The organism is Trinickia mobilis (assembly GCF_017315705.1).
GTDB classification, from domain to species: Bacteria; Pseudomonadota; Gammaproteobacteria; order Burkholderiales; family Burkholderiaceae; genus Trinickia_A; species Trinickia_A mobilis.
Genome location: NZ_JAFLRF010000010.1, coordinates 132,320 through 151,384, shown reverse-complemented (window position 1 = coordinate 151,384; position 19,065 = coordinate 132,320). Strand labels below are relative to the sequence as shown.

At 64.3% G+C, this 19,065-nt stretch carries 17 protein-coding genes and 3 tRNA genes; 7 read left to right on the top strand and 13 right to left on the bottom strand.

Features of this window, described 5'->3' with window-relative positions:
- Window positions 1-279: 279 nt before the first annotated feature.
- Window positions 280-2,148, top strand: coding sequence for an ABC transporter ATP-binding protein (locus tag J3489_RS16255; RefSeq protein ID WP_206999669.1), 1,869 nt, complete (start codon window positions 280-282; stop codon window positions 2,146-2,148).
- Between the two features lie 121 nt (window positions 2,149-2,269).
- Here J3489_RS16255 and otsA read toward each other — a convergent pair whose 3' ends face one another.
- The gene (gene otsA / locus J3489_RS16250) at window positions 2,270-3,709 is read right to left on the bottom strand and encodes an alpha,alpha-trehalose-phosphate synthase (UDP-forming) (protein ID WP_206999667.1); all 1,440 of its coding nucleotides are present in this window, start codon (window positions 3,707-3,709) and stop codon (window positions 2,270-2,272) included.
- Window positions 3,706-4,458 carry a trehalose-phosphatase gene (otsB, locus tag J3489_RS16245; protein WP_206999665.1) on the bottom strand — a complete coding sequence of 251 codons (753 nt, stop codon included), beginning with the start codon at window positions 4,456-4,458 and terminating at the stop codon, window positions 3,706-3,708. Before otsB ends, otsA begins: the two co-directional genes overlap by 4 nt.
- Before the next feature lie 402 nt (window positions 4,459-4,860).
- Between otsB and J3489_RS16240 the strand changes: the two genes are divergently transcribed.
- Genes J3489_RS16240 through J3489_RS16230 form a run of 3 tightly spaced genes read left to right on the top strand, consistent with a single transcriptional unit; the run spans window position 4,861 to window position 6,881 of the window.
- A complete protein-coding gene (locus J3489_RS16240; RefSeq protein WP_242540071.1) occupies window positions 4,861-5,466 on the top strand; it encodes an SCO family protein in 606 nt (201 codons plus the stop codon).
- A 28-nt stretch (window positions 5,467-5,494) separates the two neighbouring features.
- Window positions 5,495-5,953, top strand: coding sequence for a copper chaperone PCu(A)C (locus J3489_RS16235; RefSeq protein WP_206999662.1), 459 nt, complete (start codon window positions 5,495-5,497; stop codon window positions 5,951-5,953).
- A gap of 46 nt (window positions 5,954-5,999) precedes the next feature.
- Window positions 6,000-6,881, top strand: a complete 882-nt coding sequence (locus tag J3489_RS16230) for a cytochrome c oxidase assembly protein (protein ID WP_206999661.1) — start codon at window positions 6,000-6,002, stop codon at window positions 6,879-6,881.
- A 42-nt stretch (window positions 6,882-6,923) separates the two neighbouring features.
- On the opposite strand, the gene J3489_RS16225 is transcribed toward J3489_RS16230, so the two are convergent.
- From J3489_RS16225 to uvrC, 6 genes are all read right to left on the bottom strand, one after another.
- Window positions 6,924-7,409: a GNAT family N-acetyltransferase gene (locus J3489_RS16225; protein ID WP_206999660.1), complete on the bottom strand. Its 486-nt coding sequence runs from the start codon at window positions 7,407-7,409 to the stop codon at window positions 6,924-6,926.
- Window positions 7,410-7,648: 239 nt separating this feature from the next.
- Window positions 7,649-7,722: transfer RNA gene (locus tag J3489_RS16220), tRNA-Cys, on the bottom strand.
- A gap of 115 nt (window positions 7,723-7,837) precedes the next feature.
- Window positions 7,838-7,913 (bottom strand) — tRNA-Gly (locus J3489_RS16215).
- Between the two features lie 70 nt (window positions 7,914-7,983).
- Window positions 7,984-8,059 (bottom strand) — tRNA-Gly (locus J3489_RS16210).
- Window positions 8,060-8,178: 119 nt separating this feature from the next.
- Window positions 8,179-8,769, bottom strand: coding sequence for a CDP-diacylglycerol--glycerol-3-phosphate 3-phosphatidyltransferase (pgsA, locus tag J3489_RS16205; RefSeq protein WP_206999800.1), 591 nt, complete (start codon window positions 8,767-8,769; stop codon window positions 8,179-8,181).
- A gap of 119 nt (window positions 8,770-8,888) precedes the next feature.
- Window positions 8,889-11,051, bottom strand: coding sequence for an excinuclease ABC subunit UvrC (gene uvrC / locus J3489_RS16200; protein ID WP_206999659.1), 2,163 nt, complete (start codon window positions 11,049-11,051; stop codon window positions 8,889-8,891).
- 150 nt (window positions 11,052-11,201) lie between these two features.
- Here uvrC and earP point away from each other — a divergent pair, with 150 nt between their 5' ends.
- The 3 genes from earP to J3489_RS16185 all read left to right on the top strand — a co-directional run bounded on the left by earP (window position 11,202) and on the right by J3489_RS16185 (window position 14,841).
- Window positions 11,202-12,416 (top strand): elongation factor P maturation arginine rhamnosyltransferase EarP, encoded by a 1,215-nt coding sequence (gene earP, locus J3489_RS16195; RefSeq protein ID WP_206999658.1) that lies wholly within the window; start codon window positions 11,202-11,204, stop codon window positions 12,414-12,416.
- 113 nt (window positions 12,417-12,529) lie between these two features.
- A complete protein-coding gene (gene efp / locus J3489_RS16190; RefSeq protein WP_206999657.1) occupies window positions 12,530-13,087 on the top strand; it encodes an elongation factor P in 558 nt (185 codons plus the stop codon).
- Between the two features lie 368 nt (window positions 13,088-13,455).
- Complete coding sequence (locus J3489_RS16185; protein ID WP_206999656.1) at window positions 13,456-14,841, top strand: sigma-54-dependent transcriptional regulator; 1,386 nt, start codon at window positions 13,456-13,458, stop codon at window positions 14,839-14,841.
- A gap of 87 nt (window positions 14,842-14,928) precedes the next feature.
- Here the strand turns inward: J3489_RS16185 and nagZ are convergent, their stop codons facing one another.
- From nagZ to era, 5 genes are all read right to left on the bottom strand, one after another.
- Entirely contained in the window at window positions 14,929-15,960 is a 1,032-nt protein-coding gene (nagZ, locus tag J3489_RS16180; protein ID WP_206999655.1) for a beta-N-acetylhexosaminidase, read from the bottom strand.
- 79 nt (window positions 15,961-16,039) lie between these two features.
- Entirely contained in the window at window positions 16,040-16,501 is a 462-nt protein-coding gene (acpS, locus tag J3489_RS16175; protein WP_206999654.1) for a holo-ACP synthase, read from the bottom strand.
- A gap of 14 nt (window positions 16,502-16,515) precedes the next feature.
- A complete protein-coding gene (gene pdxJ, locus J3489_RS16170; RefSeq protein ID WP_206999653.1) occupies window positions 16,516-17,280 on the bottom strand; it encodes a pyridoxine 5'-phosphate synthase in 765 nt (254 codons plus the stop codon).
- Complete coding sequence (gene recO / locus J3489_RS16165) at window positions 17,277-18,137, bottom strand: DNA repair protein RecO (RefSeq protein WP_206999652.1); 861 nt, start codon at window positions 18,135-18,137, stop codon at window positions 17,277-17,279. The genes pdxJ and recO overlap by 4 nt, the downstream gene beginning before the upstream one ends.
- Window positions 18,124-19,023 (bottom strand): GTPase Era, encoded by a 900-nt coding sequence (era, locus tag J3489_RS16160; RefSeq protein WP_206999651.1) that lies wholly within the window; start codon window positions 19,021-19,023, stop codon window positions 18,124-18,126. The genes recO and era overlap by 14 nt, the downstream gene beginning before the upstream one ends.
- Window positions 19,024-19,065: the final 42 nt, after the last annotated feature.

The following is a 19,065-nucleotide window of genomic DNA, read 5'->3' as shown; positions in this document are numbered from 1 at the left end:
CGCGGCTCCATCCGATAGACGGACCCCTCGGCCCTGAATGGAATTCGTAATTCTATCTCAGAAAAAATTGGGAACCCTGGGCGCTTGACTTGGCTTTGCCCGGGTCGCGCCACCCACGCAGCGCTTACGCGCGCCCGCCGCCCCGCAAGCCGGCGCCCAGTGAGAGTGCGCTTACAACACCGCGCTCCCGCACCGGCTGTGCATGTTTACAATGTCGCCGTGTAGCGGCTGTTATCTTGATATTGGCTCGCGACGCGTCACCCGCAGACTATTCTTTTCATGACTCAATCCGTTTCGCGTCGATCGCACGAAGAATTGGAACATCTCACCGTCGCCCAGCGTAACGCCCGCAATGCGAAGCTTTCGAGCTATGCGCATCGGCCGCTTGCGTTTCTGCTGATCTATATCCGGAGCCACCCCATCGCCCACGCGATCGTGCTTGCCAGCGTGTTCGCGGCGGTCGGCTGCGCGCTCGGGTCGCAGTACGCGATCAAGCACCTGATCGACGTGCTCGGCGCAGGGCGCCATCACCCGGCGCCGCTGTGGAGCGCGTTTGGGATCCTGGTCGGCCTGATCGCCGCCGATAACCTGCTGTGGCGGATCGGCGGCTGGGTCGCCGCGCACGCGTTCGTCAACGTGACCGGCGACCTGCGGCGCGACCTGTTCCAGTACCTCTCCGGACACTCCCCCACCTATTACGCCGAGAAGCAGCCCGGCATGCTCGCGAGCCGGATCACGGCGACGTCGAATGCCGTCTACACGTCCGAGAACACGATGGCGTGGAACGTACTGCCGCCGTGCATCGCGGTGCTCGGCGCGATCGTGATGATCACCATGGTGAATCCGATCATGGCGGCCGGCCTCCTCTCCTGCTCGGCCGTGCTCGCGATCGTGCTGTTCCGCCTCGCCAAGCGCGGCTCGTCGCGGCACCATCAGTTCGCGACGAAAGCGGCGTCCGTCGACGGCGAGCTCGTCGACGTGATCAGCAACATGAGCCTCGTGCGCGCGTTCGGCATGACGTTTCGCGAGCAGAAGCGCTTCGGCGCGACGGTCAAGGCCGAAATGGACGCGCGTCAGCGCAGCCTGCTGTATCTCGAGAAGCTGCGCCTTCTGCACGCCGTGATCACGGCGATGCTCTCGGCCGGGCTGCTCGGCTGGGCGCTGTGGCTGTGGGACCAGGGCAAGGCGACGTCCGGCGACATCGTCCTCGTCAGCTCGCTCGGCTTCACGATCCTGCACGGCACGCGCGACCTGGCGGTCGCGCTCGTCGACGTGACGCAGCACATCGCGCGCCTCGCCGAAGCCGTCCAGACGCTGCTCGAACCGCACAGCATGCCTGACCGCTCGGACGCGACCGAGCTGAAGGCGCAAGGCGGCCGCGTCGATTTCGAAGGCGTCACGTTCGCGTATCCGCGCCGCCGCGCGATCCTCGATCACTTCGATCTGCACATCGAGCCGGGCCAGCGCGTGGGTTTCGTCGGCAAGTCAGGCGCCGGCAAGTCGACGGTGCTCGCGCTCCTGCAGCGCTTCTACGACGCGCAAGGCGGCTCGATCAAGGTCGACGGGCAGGACATCGCGTCGATCACACAGGACAGCCTGCGCCAGTCGATCGCGCTCGTGCCGCAGGACATCTCGCTCTTTCACCGCACCGTCTACGAGAACATCGCGTACGGCCGGCCCGATGCGAGCCGAGAGGAAGTGCTCGCCGCCGCGCGCGAGGCGCGCTGCACCGACTTCATCGAGGCGATGCCGGAGGGCTTCGATACGATCGTCGGCGACCGCGGCGTGAAGCTGTCGGGCGGCCAGCGCCAGCGCATCGCGATTGCGCGCGCGATCTTGAAGGACGCGCCGATCCTGCTGCTCGACGAAGCGACGTCGGCGCTCGACAGCGCATCCGAGGAAGCGATCCAGAAGGCGCTCGACCGGCTGATGGTGGGCCGCACCGTGATCGCGATCGCGCACCGTCTGTCGACGCTGCAGAACTTCGACCGCATCATCGTGATGAGCGCGGGCAAGGTCATCGACGACGGCTCACCCGAGGAACTGCGCGGCCGGCCGGGCATGTATCGCGATCTGCTCGCGAAGCAATACGGCAAGGGCCCGCAGTTGCATCTGGGCGGCAAGAAGGTCGACGAGCACATTGCCTGATGCCTGCCTGCCATCCAGCGCGTATATGAAAAAACCGCTTCAACCCGAAGCGGCTTTTTCTTTTGTGGTTTCGTCCACGCGGTGAGCCGCGTTCGACGTTCGGCGCGCGGCGCTCAATGCGTCATTCGACAGTCGCCTTCTTGCGCGCGGTTTTGGTCCGCACCGCAGCATGCCTTTCACCGCTGCCCTCGAGATCGCGCAGAAAGTTGTCGCGCCACACCGACACGTTGTTCTCGCGCAACTGCCCGATCATGTCGCGATAGCGCGCGCGGCGCTCCGCCGCCGGCATCGCGAGCGCGGCGGCCAGCGCCTCCGCCATGCCGTCGATATCGATCGGATTCACGATCAACGCGCCCGACAGCTCCTGCGCGGCGCCGGCAAACCGCGACAGCACGAGCACGCCGGGATCGTCGGGGTCCTGCGCCGATACGTATTCCTTCGCGACCAGATTCATCCCGTCGCGCAACGGCGTCACGTAGCCGACCTGCGACTCGCGAAACAGCGCCGCGAGCACCTGACGTTCGTACTGCCGGTGGATATAGCGGATCGGCGTCCAGTCGAGTTCGGCGAAACGCCCGTTGATGCGGCCGGACTCGCCCTCGAGCTGCAGACGGATGTCCTGGTAAGGGTGCATGTCGGCGCGCGTCGGCGGCGCGATCTGCACGAACGACACGTTGTTGCGATATGCGGGCGCCTGGTCCAGCAAGCGCTCGAACGCCCGGAAACGTTCGACGAGCCCCTTCGAGTAGTCGAGGCGATCGACGCTCATGATGAGCTTGCGCCCATGCAGCGTCGCCTTCATCGTGCGCACCGGCTTGCCTCGCGCGCCGGCCTTCGCGAGTTGTGCGATTTCGTCGGGATAGACGCCGATCGGATAGGCCGCCGCGCGCAGCGTGCGGCCGAATGCGCGAATCGTCGAAGGTCCCTTCGCCGGGCGCTCGCATTCGCCGGCCGCTTCGTGCACGACGTAGTCGCCAAACGCGCGCAAATCGGGCTCGGTCTGAAAGCCGAGCAAATCGAACGAACACAGGGCCTCGACAAGCGGTCGATGCGGCGGCACCGCGAGCAGCACTTGCGCGGCCGGAAACGGAATATGCAGGAAGAAGCCGATGCGGTTCTTCACGCCTGCCGCGCGCAGTGCCTGCGCGAACGGGATCAGATGGTAGTCATGGACCCAGATCACGTCGTCGTCACGCAAGAGCGGCACGAGCTGCTGCGCGAGCCACGCGTTGACGCGCGTGTAGCCTTCGAAATCGTGGCGGTCGTACTGGATCAGGTCTGCGCGATAGTGAAACGCGGGCCACAGCGTGGCGTTCGAAAAGCCGCGGTAATACTGATCGTAATCGCGGCGCACGAGCCCGATGGTCGCGAACGTCACCGGTCCGCGCTCTTCGAGCTGGATCTGCGGCTGCCCCGACGACAGCACCTCGCCGCTCCAGCCGAACCACATCCCGCCGGTTTCCTTCAGCGCATCGTAGACGCCGACCGCCAGGCCGCCCGCCGCGGGACCGCCTTCGGAAATCGGCGCGACGCGATTCGAAACGATGATGAGGCGGCTCATGGCGCGCGGGACGCCGCGGCAACGATCGACGACAGCCACTCATACAGCGCACCGACCGATTCGACGCGCGAACGCGCCGCCGTATCCCCCGCGCCGACCTTGATCGACAGCCCGCCCCGCTCGTTGGCGACCGCGAAGCCCTTCTCGTCGGTCAGATCGTCGCCGGCGAAGAGCGGCGTGCGGCCGGCGAACGGCGGCTCGTCGAGGAACGCGCGCAGCGCGCGGCCCTTGTCGACGTCCTTCGGTTTGATCTCGTAGACCATCTTCCCCGGCTGCAGCACATATGCGCCCGGGTAGTCGGCGACGAGCCGCTGCGTCGCTTCGCGCGCAGCCGGCTCGCGCTCCGGCGCGTTCCGGTAATGCAGCGCGAGCGCCGCGCCCTTGATTTCGAGCAGCATGCCGGGGTTCGTCCGCACGACCTCTTCGAGCACGCGCTCCATGCGCAGCAGACGCTGGTCGTTAAAGCCGACGCGCTGCGTATCGCCGTTCGCGTCGCGCCGTTCGGCGCCGTGCAAGCCGGCGATCGGCAGATCGGGCATGCCGAGAAAGGAATCGATGCTTTCGATGCCGCGGCCCGACACGATCGCCACCGCGCCGTTCGTCAGGCGCCGCAGCTCGCCGATCAGGTCGATGACGGCGGGCGGCACGTAGATGCCGTCGGGCGTCGGCGCCAGTTCGACGAGCGTGCCGTCGAAATCGAAGAAAAACGCGGTCTCGTGAAAAGACAGGAATGCCGGTAGTGATCGCATCGGAGTGGTTGCCTTGCGGCGCGGTGCGGCCTGTTGCGGCCGTTCGTGCCGGAAAAGTTTGGGCATCTTACCGCGCGAGCGCCGTTTTTTCGAGAAAGCCATTCACGGCGGCAAACGAACCGCAAAAACAGGGCTTGTATTCAAATCGGAAACGATTACATTACAAATTTCTTTCAATCGCTGCGACATATTGACTCTGCTATGGGTGCATCTTGGCCGCGCGACAGCGGCCAATCGCAAATTGCGCTACATTCGCAGCCGCTGCACACGAAACGGGCGCTTCCGCGGCCGGCCGTGCGCGCCCTTGTCCTGCATTGAATTGAGTTCCGGATGCCGCCTTTCTTCCAAGCTGTCCGTGCGCCGCGCGGCGTGCCGGACCAGCCCGCGCAACGAAACACCACGATGCGCCGGCGCCTTCGCCTTTCGGCGCTTGCCGCCATCGCCTCCTGCTCCGTGCTGCTCGCCGCGTGCTCGCACCAAGAGCTGCCGTGGCAACTGACGAACGTCTCGGGCCACCTGCCCGATCTCGCGTTCTCGCTCACGGGCGACGACGGCAAGCCCGTCGACGCGTCGGCCTTCAAAGGCGACACCACTCTCGTCTATTTCGGCTACACGAATTGCCCGGACGTCTGCCCGGAAACGATGGCGCGGCTGATGCAAGTGCTCGCAAAGCTCGGGCCCGACGCGAAGCAGGTGCGCATCTTGTTCATCACGGTCGATCCCGCGCGGGATACGCCGAAAGCGCTGCACGACTACGTCGGCGCGTTCGACGCCGAGCACGCGCGCGGCCTCACCGGCACAGACAGCCAGATCGAATCGCTCGCGAAGCGCTACCGGGTCGCCTACCAGATGGAAAAACGCGACCCGAGCGGCAACTATGAAGTGACGCACAGCTCGGCCGTCTACGTCTTCGACACCGAAGGCCACGCACGCCTGCTCGCCACCGGCAGCGACTCGCCGGACACGATCGCGCAGGATCTGCGCAGGCTGATCGAGACCGCCTCTTAATACTTCCACCTAGAACCTGGAATTCAGCATGTCCGTGAAATTCAAAGCCGTAACCGTTGCCCTTGCGTCCAGCTTCGTCGTTGCGTTCGGCACCGGCGCGCAGGCCGCCGATGCGCAAGCGATCAGCGTCCAGAACGCCTGGGTCCGCTGGCTGCCGAACAATCTGCCCGCGGCCGGCTACGTGACGCTCACGAATTCGAGCGACAAGCCGATCGATCTCGTCGGCGCGACGAGCCCCGACTACGGCGGCGCGATGCTGCACGAGACGGTGTCGAACGGGTCCACGCAACAGATGGTGCATGTCGACAAGGCGACCGTGCCCGCACACGGCCAACTGACGATCTCGCCGGGCGGCTACCACTTCATGCTGATGGACGCGAAACGCAAGATCGCGCCGGGCGACACCGTGCACCTGCAGCTTAAGTTCTCCGACGGCGAAACCGTCGACGCACCATTTGCCGTCAAACCGCCTTCGCAAACCAACTAAGCCGTCACTTGAACTCCCCTTGGGGGATTGGGGGACGGGAGGCATCATGAATCTGCTGTATTGGCTAGAACCATGGGAACCATCGCCGACGGTCGTCGTCTGCGTGCTCGTCGCCGCCGTGCTGTTCGCACGCGGCGCGCCCAAGGTGCGAATGTCGTTGCGCCGGCAACTGTCGTTCTGGTTCGGGCTCGTTGCGCTCTACATCGCGCTGCATACGCGGCTCGATTACTACTTCGAGCATGAGTTCTTCATGCACCGCGCGCAGCATCTCGTGCTGCATCACCTCGGGCCGTTCTTCATCGCGTGGTCGTATCCGGGCGCGGCGCTGCGCGCGGGGATTCCGTTCAGCTGGCGGCAACGTTTCATGCGTCCCGCGCTGCAAGCCAAGCCGGTGCGTATCGTGCTCGACGTGCTGTTCCATCCGGTGGTCGCCGTGGTGCTGTTCGTCGGGCTCATCTACTTCTGGCTGCTGTCGCCGATTCACTTCAAGGCGATGCTCGACTGGCGGCTCTATCGCGTGATGAACTGGAGCATGGTCGTCGACGGGCTGATGTTCTGGTGGCTCGTGCTCGACCCGCGGCCCGCGCCTCCCGCGCGGCTCGCACCGGGGCGGCGCATCATGATCGTGGTCGCGGCCATTCCGCCGCAAATCGTGCTCGGCGCGCTGATCTTCTTCACGCCGCGCGAGCTCTATCCGATCTATTCGATCTGCGGACGCGCATTCACGTGGATCAGTCCGATTCGCGATCAGCAGATCGGCGGCTTGCTGCTGTGGATCCCCGGCTCGATGATGAGCGTGTTCGGCGCGCTGATCGCGCTGCGTCACTGGATGCGGCTTTCGGCACGCGAGCGGTTGCGCGACGAGCGTGTGCGCGACAGGCGCAGCAACGCGTATGTAACGCCGCAGCGCCCCTTGCACGCGGGCTGAGCGGCGATAGACAAGGGCGGCTTGCAGGCCGCCCTTGTTGTTTTATACCGACCGCATCCAGACATGCGGGATGCCGTCTTCGTCGTGGACATCGGAGATTGGCTCGAAGCCGAATGCGCCATAGAAAGTCTGCAGATGCGCTTGTGCATGCAGACTGATCGCGGCGTCGGGCCATTGCTTGACGATATGCTTGAGCGCCTGTTCGAGAATCGAGCTGCCCAGGCCGATGCCGCGATACGCAGCCGTAGTCAGCACCCGCCCGATGCGAATGTCGGTTTCTATTTCATCGGGCAGCAGCACGCGCAGATAGCCGGCAAGCTGCTTGTCCTGACCGCTGCCGCCATAGGCGAACAGGTGCCACGCATTCGAATCCTGCCCGTCGATGTCGCCGTAGACGCAGTTTTGCTCGACGACGAAGACCGCGCTGCGCGCGGCGAGCATGTCGTAGACCTCGGTGGGGTTGAGTTCGGAGAACGGCTTCCAGCGCCATTCGATTTCGACAGGCGGAGTGGGTTTCGATTCGGTCATGGGATGGGATTGCACGCGATGCACTTACGGAAACGCCAAGTGCGAAGATTATGCCGCTTAGCGGCCGCAAAGGCGACGACGGCAAAGTCCGAGCGTTGACGAATACCGTGGAAACAACGGAGTGCGAAGCGAGCGCGATAATAGAAAGGCGAAGTTGTTTGCGGACAGGTTCACGCAACCGGATCAATGCGGTGCATCGACAAACAAAAAGCCCCGACAAGTCGGGGCTTTTTTTAATCTGGAGGCGCGAGCCGGAGTCGAACCGGCCTACACGGCTTTGCAGGCCGCTGCATAACCGCTTTGCTATCGCGCCGTAAGCGGACTGCCTAACCGTCGCTATCCATCACGCGTTGCAACGATTCGCAGATTGATACGTTTGGCCGACTAGCCAGCCAAACAAAAAGGGAAGCGCTGCTTCCCCGTATGTCTGGAGCGGGAGACGAGTCTCGAACTCGCGACCTCAACCTTGGCAAGGTTGCGCTCTACCAACTGAGCTACTCCCGCATGGCCCTGCATGCGCCACGCATTGTCTTGTTCACATCGGCAACACTTCAACAAAACACTGCGTCAAATCTGGAGCGGGAGACGAGTCTCGAACTCGCGACCTCAACCTTGGCAAGGTTGCGCTCTACCAACTGAGCTACTCCCGCGTTTTGCTGCTTATTTTGCCGCTCACCGATCACTAGCTGCTCGCATCGGAGAAACGAGATTATGTATAAGCCACTGAAACGTGTCAACCCCTTCTAGCGAACAATTTACGGCAATCGCGTTACAAGATGCCGCCGCGGTCGCGGATCTGCGGCCACGCGAGCTTCATGTAGTACAGCATCGACCAGATCGTCAGCACCGTTGCGAGATAGATGAGCCACAGGCCCCACACGCGCGTATCCATCACGAACGCGCCCAGCGGCAGCGGCCCGTAGTAGAGCAGCATCGGGATCGCGACCATCTGGCACGCCGTCTTGAACTTGCCCAACTGGTTCACGGCGACGCTCTTGGACGCGCCGATCTGCGCCATCCATTCACGCAGCGCCGAGATCGCAATTTCGCGGCCGACGATCACGAGCGCGATCGCCGATTCGATCCGCGCCAGCTGCACGAGGATGAGAAGCGCCGCCGTCACCATCAGTTTGTCGGCGACCGGATCGAGGAACGCGCCGAACGCCGACGTCTGATTCCACTTGCGCGCGAGATGGCCATCGAACCAGTCAGTCAGCGCAGCGAGCACGAAGATCGTCGTCGCGGCGATATTGCGGTGCATGGGGCTCATCATGATGTCCGGCAGATAAAACACGCCGACGATGAGCGGGATCAGCACGATTCGCAGCCACGTCAGAAAAATCGGAATGTTGAACGGCATGGGCAAACGCTGCGCAAAAATGGGGGGCAAGGAGATGTCATTGTGCCGTGTCGCCTCAAGCGCCACAAGCCAAGCGGCTCGCGGCCCGGGGCGGATCGGCAGACGGTTTATACACGGCTTCAGTGAAGCTGCCGATAGATCTGTTCGGCAAGCGAGCGTGAAATGCCCTCGACGCTCGCCAGATCGTCGATGCTCGCCGCCACGACGCCGCGCAACCCGCCGAAGCGCGCAAGCAGCCGTTGACGCCGTTTCGCGCCGACGCCCTCGAGCTCTTCGAGACGCGACGTCTGCCGCGTCTTCGCGCGCTTCGCCCGCATCCCGGTGATCGCGAAGCGGTGCGCTTCGTCGCGGATTTGCGCGACGAGCATCAGCGCAGCGCTTTCCTTGCCGAGTTCGAGCGGCGCGCGGCCATCGGCGAAAATCAACGTCTCCAGGCCGACCTTGCGGCCCTCCCCCTTCGCGACGCCGACCAGCATGCCGCAATCGAGACCCAGCTCGGTGAAGACCTGGCGCGCGATTTCGACTTGCCCTTTGCCACCGTCGATCAGCACGATGTTCGGCAGGAGACCGCCGGCCGCGCCGGGCTCGGCGGCTTCAGCGGCCGCGTTCGGGTCGGCGGCGGCGTCCGGTTGCAGCGCTGCCGCTTCGTCGGCCGCATTCTGCGCGGCCTGCGCGACCCTCTTTTCGTAGCGGCGCGTGAGGACTTGGCGCATTGCCGCGTAGTCGTCGCCGGGCGTGATGCCGGTGATGTTGTAGCGGCGGTATTCGCCCGACTGCATCTTGTGATGGTGGTAGACGACGCACGACGCCTGCGTGGCTTCACCCATCGTGTGGCTGATGTCGAAGCACTCGACGCGCAAATGCGCGAGATCTTCGCCTTCGAGTCCGAGCGTATCGGCGAGCGCGCGCGTGCGCGCCTGTTGCGAGCCTTGCTCGGAGAGCAGGCGCGCGAGCGCGAGCCGCGCGTTCTGCTCCGCCATGCCGAGCCACACGCGCTTTTGCCCCTGCGGCTGGCGCAGCACCGTGACCTTGTGCCCCGCCTGCTCCGTAAGCAATTCGACCAGCTCGCGATTCGCGGGCGCGTGGCTCACGACCAGCACCGGCGGCACGCGGTTGCCGAGATAGTGCTGCGCGATGAATGCGTCGAGCACTTCGCTTTCGATGCCGACCTCGCGCGAGCGCGCGGCGGGCTCCGTGCCGCCGTCATCGTCTTCGGAAGGCATCTCTTGCGCAACGGCGAGCGGGTCCGGCACTTCATTCGGATCGCGAGTCGGGTCCGGCGCAGCCGCACGCGTTTCAGCTTTCGCGGCATCGCTTGCAATCGCGGCGGCATCATCCGTCGACGCCGCAATGCCCCCCTCCGCTTCGCCGAGCCCGCCTTCATCAGCGGTCAGCGCGCTCTCGACATGCGCCGGGAAATACGCCTTGTCGCCGAGATGGCGGCCGCCGCGCACCATCGCGAGATTCACGCACACGCGCCCGCCTAGCGCGACGACCGCGAGGATATCGGCATCGCTGTCGCCGCCCACTTCGATCGCCTGCTGATGCAGCACCGTCGACAGCGAACTCATCTGATTGCGCACGGCCGCCGCCTGCTCGAACTTGAGCTCGGCCGCGAACGCGTGCATCTTCTCTTCGAGCTCCTTCATCACTTCGGTCTGCCGCCCCAGCAGAAAACGCGACGCGTTCGATACGTCGCGCGCGTAATCCTCTTCATTGATCGCGCCGACGCACGGTGCCGTGCAGCGGCCGATCTGATGCAGCAGGCACGGCCGCGTGCGATTGTTGAACACGGAGTCTTCGCAGGTGCGCAACTGGAACACGCGCTGCAGGATCTGAATGCTCTCGCGCACGGCCCATGCGCTCGGGAACGGCCCGAAGTACTGGTTCTTCTTGTCGACGCCGCCGCGGTAATAGGCCATGCGAGGAAACGTGTGCGCGGTCAGCTTCAGATACGGATACGACTTGTCGTCGCGAAACAGGATGTTGTAGCGCGGCGTCAGCGCCTTGATCAGGTTGTTCTCGAGCAGCAGCGCCTCGGCTTCGGAACGCGTGACGGTCGTCTCGATGCGCGCAATGCGCGTCACCATCATCGCGATGCGCGGCGACAGTTGCGTCTTCGTGAAATAGCTCGACACGCGCTTTTTCAGGTCGCGTGCCTTGCCGACGTACAGCACGGTGCCTTGCGCGTCGTAGTAGCGGTAAACGCCCGGCATATGCGGCAACTGCGCGAGGAATTGCTTCGGGTCGAAGGCGGGTTCGAGGGCGTCGGTATCGGTCATGCAGAATTCGGACAGTGCGTCGCGTAGGAGAGCGTCATGGGAGATTCGCGAGAGCCCCGCAAGCGCAGAATCGCCGCGCGTATGCTTTAGAATCGCCAGTTTAGAACATTCCGCATGCGACCGAACCGCGCACGCCCGGACGCAATCGCCATGCCCCCTCATCCCCGTTCCTCCCATCCCCGACGCGAGTCCGCGCGCGCTGCGGCGACAGCCGAAGACAGCATCGCGTGCGACATCTTCTGCGCGGTTGTCGACAATTTCGGCGATATCGGCGTGTGCTGGCGTCTCGCGCGACAGCTCGCGGCCGAACATGGCTGGCAGGTGCGCGTGTTCGTCGACGATCTGCATGCCTTCCAGCGGCTGTGCCGCACGATCGACATCGGACTTGCGCGGCAAACCGTAGAGGGCATCGCGATCGAGCATTGGCACGAGCCGGCGCACGCCGGCGATACGCTCGAAGTGGCGGATGTCGTCATCGAGGCGTTCGCCTGCGAACTGCCGCCCGCCTACATCGCCGCAATGGCGCGGCGCGAGCGCGCCCCGATCTGGATCAACCTGGAGTATCTGAGCGGGGAGGACTGGGTCGCGGATTTCCATCTGCGCCCGTCGCCACACCCGCGCTATCCGCTGACCAAGACGTTCTTTTTCCCCGGCCTCGGCAAAGGCACGGGCGGCGTGTCGAAGGAGCGCGGCCTGGATGCGGCGCGGCAGGCGTTCGAATCCTCGCGGGATGCGCGCGACACCTGGTGGCGAAACGCGACGGGTGGTCCGGGACCGGAAGCCGAGGCGACGGTCGTTTCGCTCTTTGCGTACGAAAATCCGGCCGTCGAAGCGCTGCTCGAACAGTGGCGCGACCAGGCAGAATCGACCGTTCTGCTCGTGCCGGAAGGCCGGATCTCCAGCGCGGTCGCGCGTTTCTTCGGCTTGCCGTCGTTCGGCGCGGGCGCTCACGCGGAACGCGGCAGCCTGCGCGCGTACGCGCTCACGTTCACCGAACAGCCAGCGTACGACGCCCTCCTCTGGGCGAGCCACGTCAACTTCGTGCGCGGCGAGGATTCATTCGTGCGCGCGCAATGGGCAGAGCGCCCGTTCGTCTGGCAGATCTATCCGCAAGCGGACAACATACACCTGCAGAAACTGGACGCCGCCGTCGCCCATTGCACCGCCTCGCTCCCCGCAGCCGCGCGCGCCTCGATGGAGCGCTTCTGGCACGCGTGGAACGGCGGCGGCCAGCCGGATTGGTCCGATTATTGGCGGCATCGTGTCGAATTCGAGACGCGGGCGGCCGCATGGGCCCACGAACTGGCTGCCGTAGGCGATCTTGCCGGGAATCTGGCTAAATTCGCAAAAACTCAGTTAAAATAAGCGGTTATGCAACGGCCCGCAGGTCCCGCCTGCAGATCACACTTGCAACTTGCGCGCCCTGCGCATTGATGCCGTTGAGCAACGTTGACTTTAAATTCGCACAGGACAGTTTTATGAAGATCGCTCAGGAACTCCGCACCGGCAACGTCGTGATGATCGGCAACGACGCAATGGTCGTGCAGAAGGCTGAATACAACAAATCGGGCCGTAACTCCGCCGTCGTCAAGATGAAGTTCAAGAACCTGCTGACCGGCGCCGGCATGGAAACGGTGTACAAGGCCGACGACAAGTTCGACGTCGTCGTGCTCGATCGCAAGGAAGTGTCCTACTCGTACTTCGCCGACCCGATGTACGTGTTCATGGACGCCGACTACAACCAATTCGAAGTTGAAAGCGAGATGATGGGCGACGCGCTCCACTATCTCGAAGAAGGCATGGCTTGCGAAGTCGTGTTCTACAACGAGAAGGCAATCTCGGTCGAGCTGCCCACCACGCTCGTGCGCGAAATCATCTACACCGAGCCGGCGGTCAAGGGCGATACGTCGTCGGGCAAGGTGCTCAAGAACGCGAAGATCAACACCGGCTTCGAACTGCAAGTGCCGCTTTTCTGCAACATCGGCGACAAGATCGAAATCGACACGCGCACGCACGAATATCGCAGCCGCGCCTAAGCCGGGCGGTCTATTACAAGCAGTCCGGCCGCGCCTCAAGCGGCCAGTACGAAAAGCGCCCCCGCGAGGGCGCTTTTTCTTTTTAGTGCGAGTCGTGTATGTTCTAAGAAAACTTTACCGGGCCGCGTTCTCAAAATTCCCCATCCGATCGCGTCGAGAGCGTAAGATTCTGACGCAAATCATTGTTCTATATAGTTATATTCTTATGGCACGCTCTATGCTGATGTAAGTTTCGTCGCCCCATTCGTCTCAAAAATAGACGGCCGGCCGCGTTCGCATGCGCCGCACGGCCCTACATGACTCCCGCGAGACGCAACCGGCCGAGGGCCGCGAGCGGGTTTTCGACCATTTGATTGATTGCGCCAGCCATGCCACACGCCCTGATTGTCGAAGACGATCCCAATAGCCTGTCAGGCCTCTCCGCGATCGTTGCCGCCGACGGCTTTTCCGTCGACACCGCAACGTCGCTCGCCGAAGCCAGGGCTGCTTTGACGCGCTTCATTCCCGACGTCGTGCTCGTCGACCTGAATCTGCCCGATGGCGGCGGTCTGGACCTGCTGCAGAACCTGCCATCGCAGCCGCCGGACGGCACCCTGCCCGTCATCGTCATGACAGGTAACGCGACGGTCGAAAGCGCGATCGAGGGCCTGCGCCACGGGATCTGGGACTATTTGCTGAAGCCGGTCAACATTCCGCGCCTGCGCAGCCTGCTCGCGCGCATCCCGCGCCCGTATGAACTGACCGAGGAAGTGCAGACGCTGCGCGCGACGCTGCGCCGGCTCGGCCACTTCGGGCCGATGATCGGGCGCAGCGACGCGATCCAGCACGTCTACGACAGGATCGAGCACACGGCGCCGACCGAGAGCGCCGTGCTGATCTATGGGGAAGCGGGCACGGGCAAGGAAATCGCGGCGCGCACGTTGCATGAGATGAGCCGCCGCCGCAAGGGTCCGTTCGTTTCGTTCGACTGCCGCTCGTTCGCGCACGATGTGAACGGCAGCCGCTCGGCGGACAGCGTGCTGTTCGGCCACGAGCACGGCGCGTTCGCCGGTGCCGAGCGCCGCGAAGCCGGCCTCTTCGAGCAGGCAGGCGGCGGCACCCTCTTCCTCGACGAGATCACCGAGCTGCCGCTCGCGCAGCAAGAAGCGCTGTTGCGCGCACTCGATTCGCAAACGTTCATGCGCGTCGGCGGCACGAATCAGGTGGTGACGGATTTCCGGCTCATCGCGGCAACCCGCCGGCCGGTGCGCGAAGCGGTGGCCGACGGAACGCTGCGCGAGGACCTCTGGCTGCGGCTCGACGCGTCGTCGATTGCACTGCCGCCGCTGCGCGAGCGCGGCGAGGATGCCGTGCTATTCGCCGAAGTCCTTGTCGACGACTTGAATCGCGAGGTCAACTCGAGTGGCTTTGCGACGGTGAACAAGCACATCGGACCGAACCTGATTCGCGAGTGTCTTTCGTATGACTGGCCCGGCAACGTCCGCGAGCTGCACGAGCGCGTGCGTCGTGCGTACAACGCATCGGGCGAGGTGATTGAAACGCTGCGGGCCGACGAGGCCAGCGCCGCGGGCGGCCGCCGCTTGAACGGCGGCAGCGTGCAGGTGACGGTGGGCACGCCGCTCGCGGATGTCGAAGACCTGCTGATTCGCGCGACGCTCGACGCCGTCGGCGGCACACGGCATCGCGCGGCGACGCTGCTCGGGATCAGCCCGAAGACGCTCTACAACAAGCTGCAGCGGATGAAGCTGTCTTGACGCAGAACGCCGGGCCACGCCGCCTGTGCCCCGAGCTGTCCAAACACAGACGTCGCCTCGAAAGGGCGGCGCCCTCGTTTGTGAGCGTCAGGCGAACGACGCGTTACGCAACAGCGCCTGCGCCTGCAGATACTCGGGCTGCGCGACGAGCTTGTCCCAGCTCGCCGCCTTGCCGCGCGGCCGCATGCGTTTCAGGCGACGCAGCGACTCCTTCGACGGCGTGTAACGCAATTCGTTGAGCACCTGCTCTGCCGCGTTCGGCTGATTGCAGACGAGCACCATGTCGCAGCCGGCCGCGAGCGCCGCCGTTGCCGCCTCGGTCAGCGTGCCGCCTTCGCGCGCGGCTTCCATCGATAGATCGTCGCTGAAGATCGCACCCGTGAAGCGCAGCTTGCCGCGCAGGATCTCCTGCAGCCAGACGCGCGAAAAGCCCGCCGGCTTCGCATCGACCTGCGTATAGATCACGTGTGCCGGAATCACCGAGGCGAGCGACATCCCGAGCCAATCGTACGGCGCGACATCGTCGCGCAGGATCGCTTCGAGCGGACGGTCGTCGGTCGGCAGCGCGACGTGCGAATCGGCCGCCGCAAACCCGTGCCCCGGAAAATGCTTGCCGCAATTGGCCATGCCCGCGAGCGCGAGCCCGTGATTCAAGCTCTTCGCCAGCATCGTGACGACGCGCGAATCGCGATGAAACGCCCGGTCGCCGATCACTTTCGAATGACCGTGGTTCAAATCGAGTACCGGCGTGAAGCTCATGTCGATGCCGCACGCGCGCAGTTCCGACGCGAGGATGTAGCCCACGGCTGTCGCCACTTTCGTCGCGTAGAGCACGTCCTTGTCCCACAGCTCGCCGAGCTTGCCCATCGCGGGCAGCACCGTGAATCCGCCCGTGCGGAAGCGTTGGACGCGTCCGCCTTCGTGATCGACGGCGATCAGGATGTCGTCGCGCACGTCGCGAATCGCGTCGGTCAGCGCGACGAGCTGTGCGCGATTCTCGTAGTGGCGCGAAAACAGGATGACGCCGCCCGTCATCGGATGCGCGATGCGCCGCATGTCGTCTGCTGTGAGGCTCGTGCCGAGCACGTCGAGCATCACCGCTCCGAGGGTGTTTTTCATGGGATCAACCTAGGAACAAGAGGAACGGCCCGCGCCGCCGTGGCGCCGACGGCCAAACACAGGGAGAACGCCGAAGGCGTCATTCGGCCGCGGGATCGGTCTGGGCCATTGGATCGGCCTCGGCCATTGGATCGCCCGGGGCCATCTCGGCCGTTTCGGCGATCACGAAGGACACCGCGTAATCGCGCTCGTCGCTGACCGTCACGCGCGCGGTGATGCGGCGCCCGGCGAGCCAGTCCGCCAACTCGCCCGACGCCACGACGACCGGCTTGCCGCTCGGCTCGTTCAGCGTTTGCAACGCGCGCCACGTCATCGGCCAGCGCATGCCGAGGCCGATCGCCTTCGAAAACGCTTCCTTCGCGGAAAAGCGCGTCGCGAGAAACGCGAGGCCGCGCACTTCCGAGCGCGCATTGCGGGCGTGATAGACACGCAATTCGTCGGGGCCGAGCACCTTCTCGGCAAAACGCCCCTGCGTGCGCTTCATCACCGCCGCGACGCGGCTCACCTGGACGACGTCGGTACCGATGCCATAGATCGCCATGTGCACGCCCGTCGTCAGTGCATGGCGGCGAGGCGCGCCGCGACCATGATCGCCTTCATCTCGCGCACCGCGTTGTCCCAGCCCGCGAAGATGGCGTGCGCAACGATCGCGTGACCGATGTTCAGCTCGACGATGCCCTCGATGGCCGCGATCTGCTGCACGTTCGTGTAGTGCAGGCCATGCCCGGCGTTGACCTTGAGCCCTAGCGACGCGCCGAATTCGACGCCGCGCACGATCCGTTCGTATTCGCTCTGCTGCCCGGCCTGGTCGTGTGCTTCGGCGTAGCGGCCCGTATGCAGTTCGATGACAGGTGCGCCCGCTTCATGAGCGGCGCGAATCTGGGCTTCGTCGGGATCGATGAAGAGCGACACACGCGAGCCCGCGTCGGCGAGCTGACGGCAGGCAGCACGCACCGACTCGAAGTGCCCGGCGACATCGAGACCGCCTTCCGTCGTCAGTTCCTGGCGCTTCTCCGGCACTAGGCACACGTCATGCGGACGCACCTCGCACGCGATATCGAGCATCTCCTGCGTGATCGCACACTCGAGGTTCATGCGCGTTTTCAGTTGCGTGCGCAACGACCGCACATCAGCGTCGACGATATGCCGGCGGTCTTCCCGCAGATGCAGCGTGATCGCGTCGGCGCCGGCCTCTTCCGCGAGGAGCGCGGCACGGATCGGATCGGGATACGACGTGCCGCGCGCATTGCGCAGCGTGGCGACGTGATCGATGTTCACGCCGAGGTCGATCACATTGGGCGACGTAAGAAAGAAGCTCATAAGTTCTGCAAGTCGATCAAGATCTGGCGTGTCGCGAGCGGCGTTCCGCCAAGATAGGTGTTGAGCAAAAAGCGCATCAGCGTTTTGCTTTGCGCGACGGTCTGCGCACGATGGTAATCGTCCCGCTCCATGTCGAGCAACGTTTGCCCCGAGATAACCGGCCAATGCGCGGGCCATTGCGACGCCAATTCGCCGGACGCGTCGCGCACGCCGCGCTCCGGGTCGAACACGTACCTCCCGTCGGGATCCACGGCCTTGCGCGCGACCGTGCGATCGAGCGCCATCGCAAAGCCGGTTTCGCGCAAGAGCACGCGCTCGAACGAACGCAGCACCTGCACGGGCGGCTCATCGTGCGCGAGCCGGGTCAGCGTGACGACATAGTGATGGAACAGTTGCGGATGCGGGTCTTCGCGCGCGCAGAATTTGACGAGGAGTTCGTTGACGTAGAAGCCGCACAAGAGCGCATCGCCCGTCAGCGGCAGCATGCCGCCGACCCACTCGGCGCCCGTCAGCGTACGCATCTCCGATTTGCCCGACCACGACATCGCAAGCGGCTGGAACGTCTGCAGCACGCCGCGCAGCGCGGAATGCGGGCGCTTCGCGCCTTTCGCGACGAGCGCGAGCCGGCCGTGATCGCGCGAAAAGACATCGATGATGAGACTCGTCTCGCGATACGGATAGCTGTGCAGCACGAATGCCGGCTGCTCGGAGATGCGGAATTCGGAGGCTCTCGGCGCGCGCTTCGGCTTCGGGCTTGCCGGCTTGGATGGCGCCTCGGCGTCAGTCTCGCCGCCCGTACCGGCCGTACCGTCCGCGTCGTCCGCGTGTTGCGTCATCCACGCGTCATTCGTACCCATAGGCGCGTAGTCCGGCTTCGTTGTCGGCCCAACCGCTCTTCACCTTGATGAAGGTTTCCAGGTACACCGGGCCGTCGAACAGCTTCTCCATGTCGAGACGCGCTTCCGTGCTGATCTGCTTCAGCTTCGCGCCCTTCTGGCCGATGATCATCGCCTTGTGCGTGTCGCGATCGACCAGGATCGTCGCGAACACGCGCCGCAGGCGGCCTTCCTGCTCGAACTTGTCGATCAGCACGGTGCTCGTGTACGGAAGTTCGTCGCCAGTCCAGCGGAATACTTTTTCGCGCAGGATTTCGGCAGCAAGGAAGCGCTCGCTGCGATCGGTCAGGTCGTCCTCGCCGTAGATCGGCTCGCCTTCCGGCAGATACGGCTTGACCGTCTCGAGGAGCCGCTTGATGTCGTCGGGGTTCTTCGCCGACAGCGGCACGATCTCCTTGAATTCCCGCAGCCCGCTCATCTGCTGCATGAAGGGAAAGAGCGTGTCCTTGTCCGACACGCGATCGAGCTTGTTCGCGATCAGGAGCACCGGCGCCGACGGCGGAATCAGGTCGAGCACTTTCTGATCGTCCGGACCGAAGCGGCCCGCTTCGATAACGAAGAGAATCGCGTCGACCGAGGTCAGCGTCGATGTCACCGCACGGTTGAGCGAGCGGTTCAGCGCACCGCTGTGGCGCGTCTGGAAGCCCGGCGTATCGACGAAGATATATTGCGCGTCGTCGAACGTGTGGATGCCGGTGATGCGGTGACGCGTCGTCTGCGCCTTGCGCGACGTGATGCTGACTTTCTGGCCGACGAGCGCGTTCATCAGTGTCGATTTGCCGACGTTCGGGCGGCCGACGATTGCGACCATGCCGCAGCGGAAACGGGTGGAAGAAGATGCGTTCATAGTGAGCTGCGGCAAATTGGGTGAATTGCAGGGCGAGACGGG

Coding starts and splice junctions, on each gene's coding strand:
- uvrC (WP_206999659.1), bottom strand. CDS start 11,051: ATGACCGATACCGACGCCCTCGAACCCGCCTTCGACCCGAAGCAATTC.
- efp (WP_206999657.1), top strand. CDS start 12,530: ATGAAGATCGCTCAGGAACTCCGCACCGGCAACGTCGTGATGATCGGC.
- J3489_RS16225 (WP_206999660.1), bottom strand. CDS start 7,409: ATGACCGAATCGAAACCCACTCCGCCTGTCGAAATCGAATGGCGCTGG.
- J3489_RS16240 (WP_242540071.1), top strand. CDS start 4,861: ATGCGCCGGCGCCTTCGCCTTTCGGCGCTTGCCGCCATCGCCTCCTGC.
- J3489_RS16185 (WP_206999656.1), top strand. CDS start 13,456: ATGCCACACGCCCTGATTGTCGAAGACGATCCCAATAGCCTGTCAGGC.
- pdxJ (WP_206999653.1), bottom strand. CDS start 17,280: ATGAGCTTCTTTCTTACGTCGCCCAATGTGATCGACCTCGGCGTGAAC.
- otsA (WP_206999667.1), bottom strand. CDS start 3,709: ATGAGCCGCCTCATCATCGTTTCGAATCGCGTCGCGCCGATTTCCGAA.
- era (WP_206999651.1), bottom strand. CDS start 19,023: ATGAACGCATCTTCTTCCACCCGTTTCCGCTGCGGCATGGTCGCAATC.
- acpS (WP_206999654.1), bottom strand. CDS start 16,501: ATGGCGATCTATGGCATCGGTACCGACGTCGTCCAGGTGAGCCGCGTC.
- pgsA (WP_206999800.1), bottom strand. CDS start 8,769: ATGCCGTTCAACATTCCGATTTTTCTGACGTGGCTGCGAATCGTGCTG.
- J3489_RS16255 (WP_206999669.1), top strand. CDS start 280: ATGACTCAATCCGTTTCGCGTCGATCGCACGAAGAATTGGAACATCTC.
- earP (WP_206999658.1), top strand. CDS start 11,202: ATGCCCCCTCATCCCCGTTCCTCCCATCCCCGACGCGAGTCCGCGCGC.
- otsB (WP_206999665.1), bottom strand. CDS start 4,458: ATGCGATCACTACCGGCATTCCTGTCTTTTCACGAGACCGCGTTTTTC.
- J3489_RS16230 (WP_206999661.1), top strand. CDS start 6,000: ATGAATCTGCTGTATTGGCTAGAACCATGGGAACCATCGCCGACGGTC.
- J3489_RS16235 (WP_206999662.1), top strand. CDS start 5,495: ATGTCCGTGAAATTCAAAGCCGTAACCGTTGCCCTTGCGTCCAGCTTC.
- recO (WP_206999652.1), bottom strand. CDS start 18,137: ATGGGTACGAATGACGCGTGGATGACGCAACACGCGGACGACGCGGAC.
- nagZ (WP_206999655.1), bottom strand. CDS start 15,960: ATGAAAAACACCCTCGGAGCGGTGATGCTCGACGTGCTCGGCACGAGC.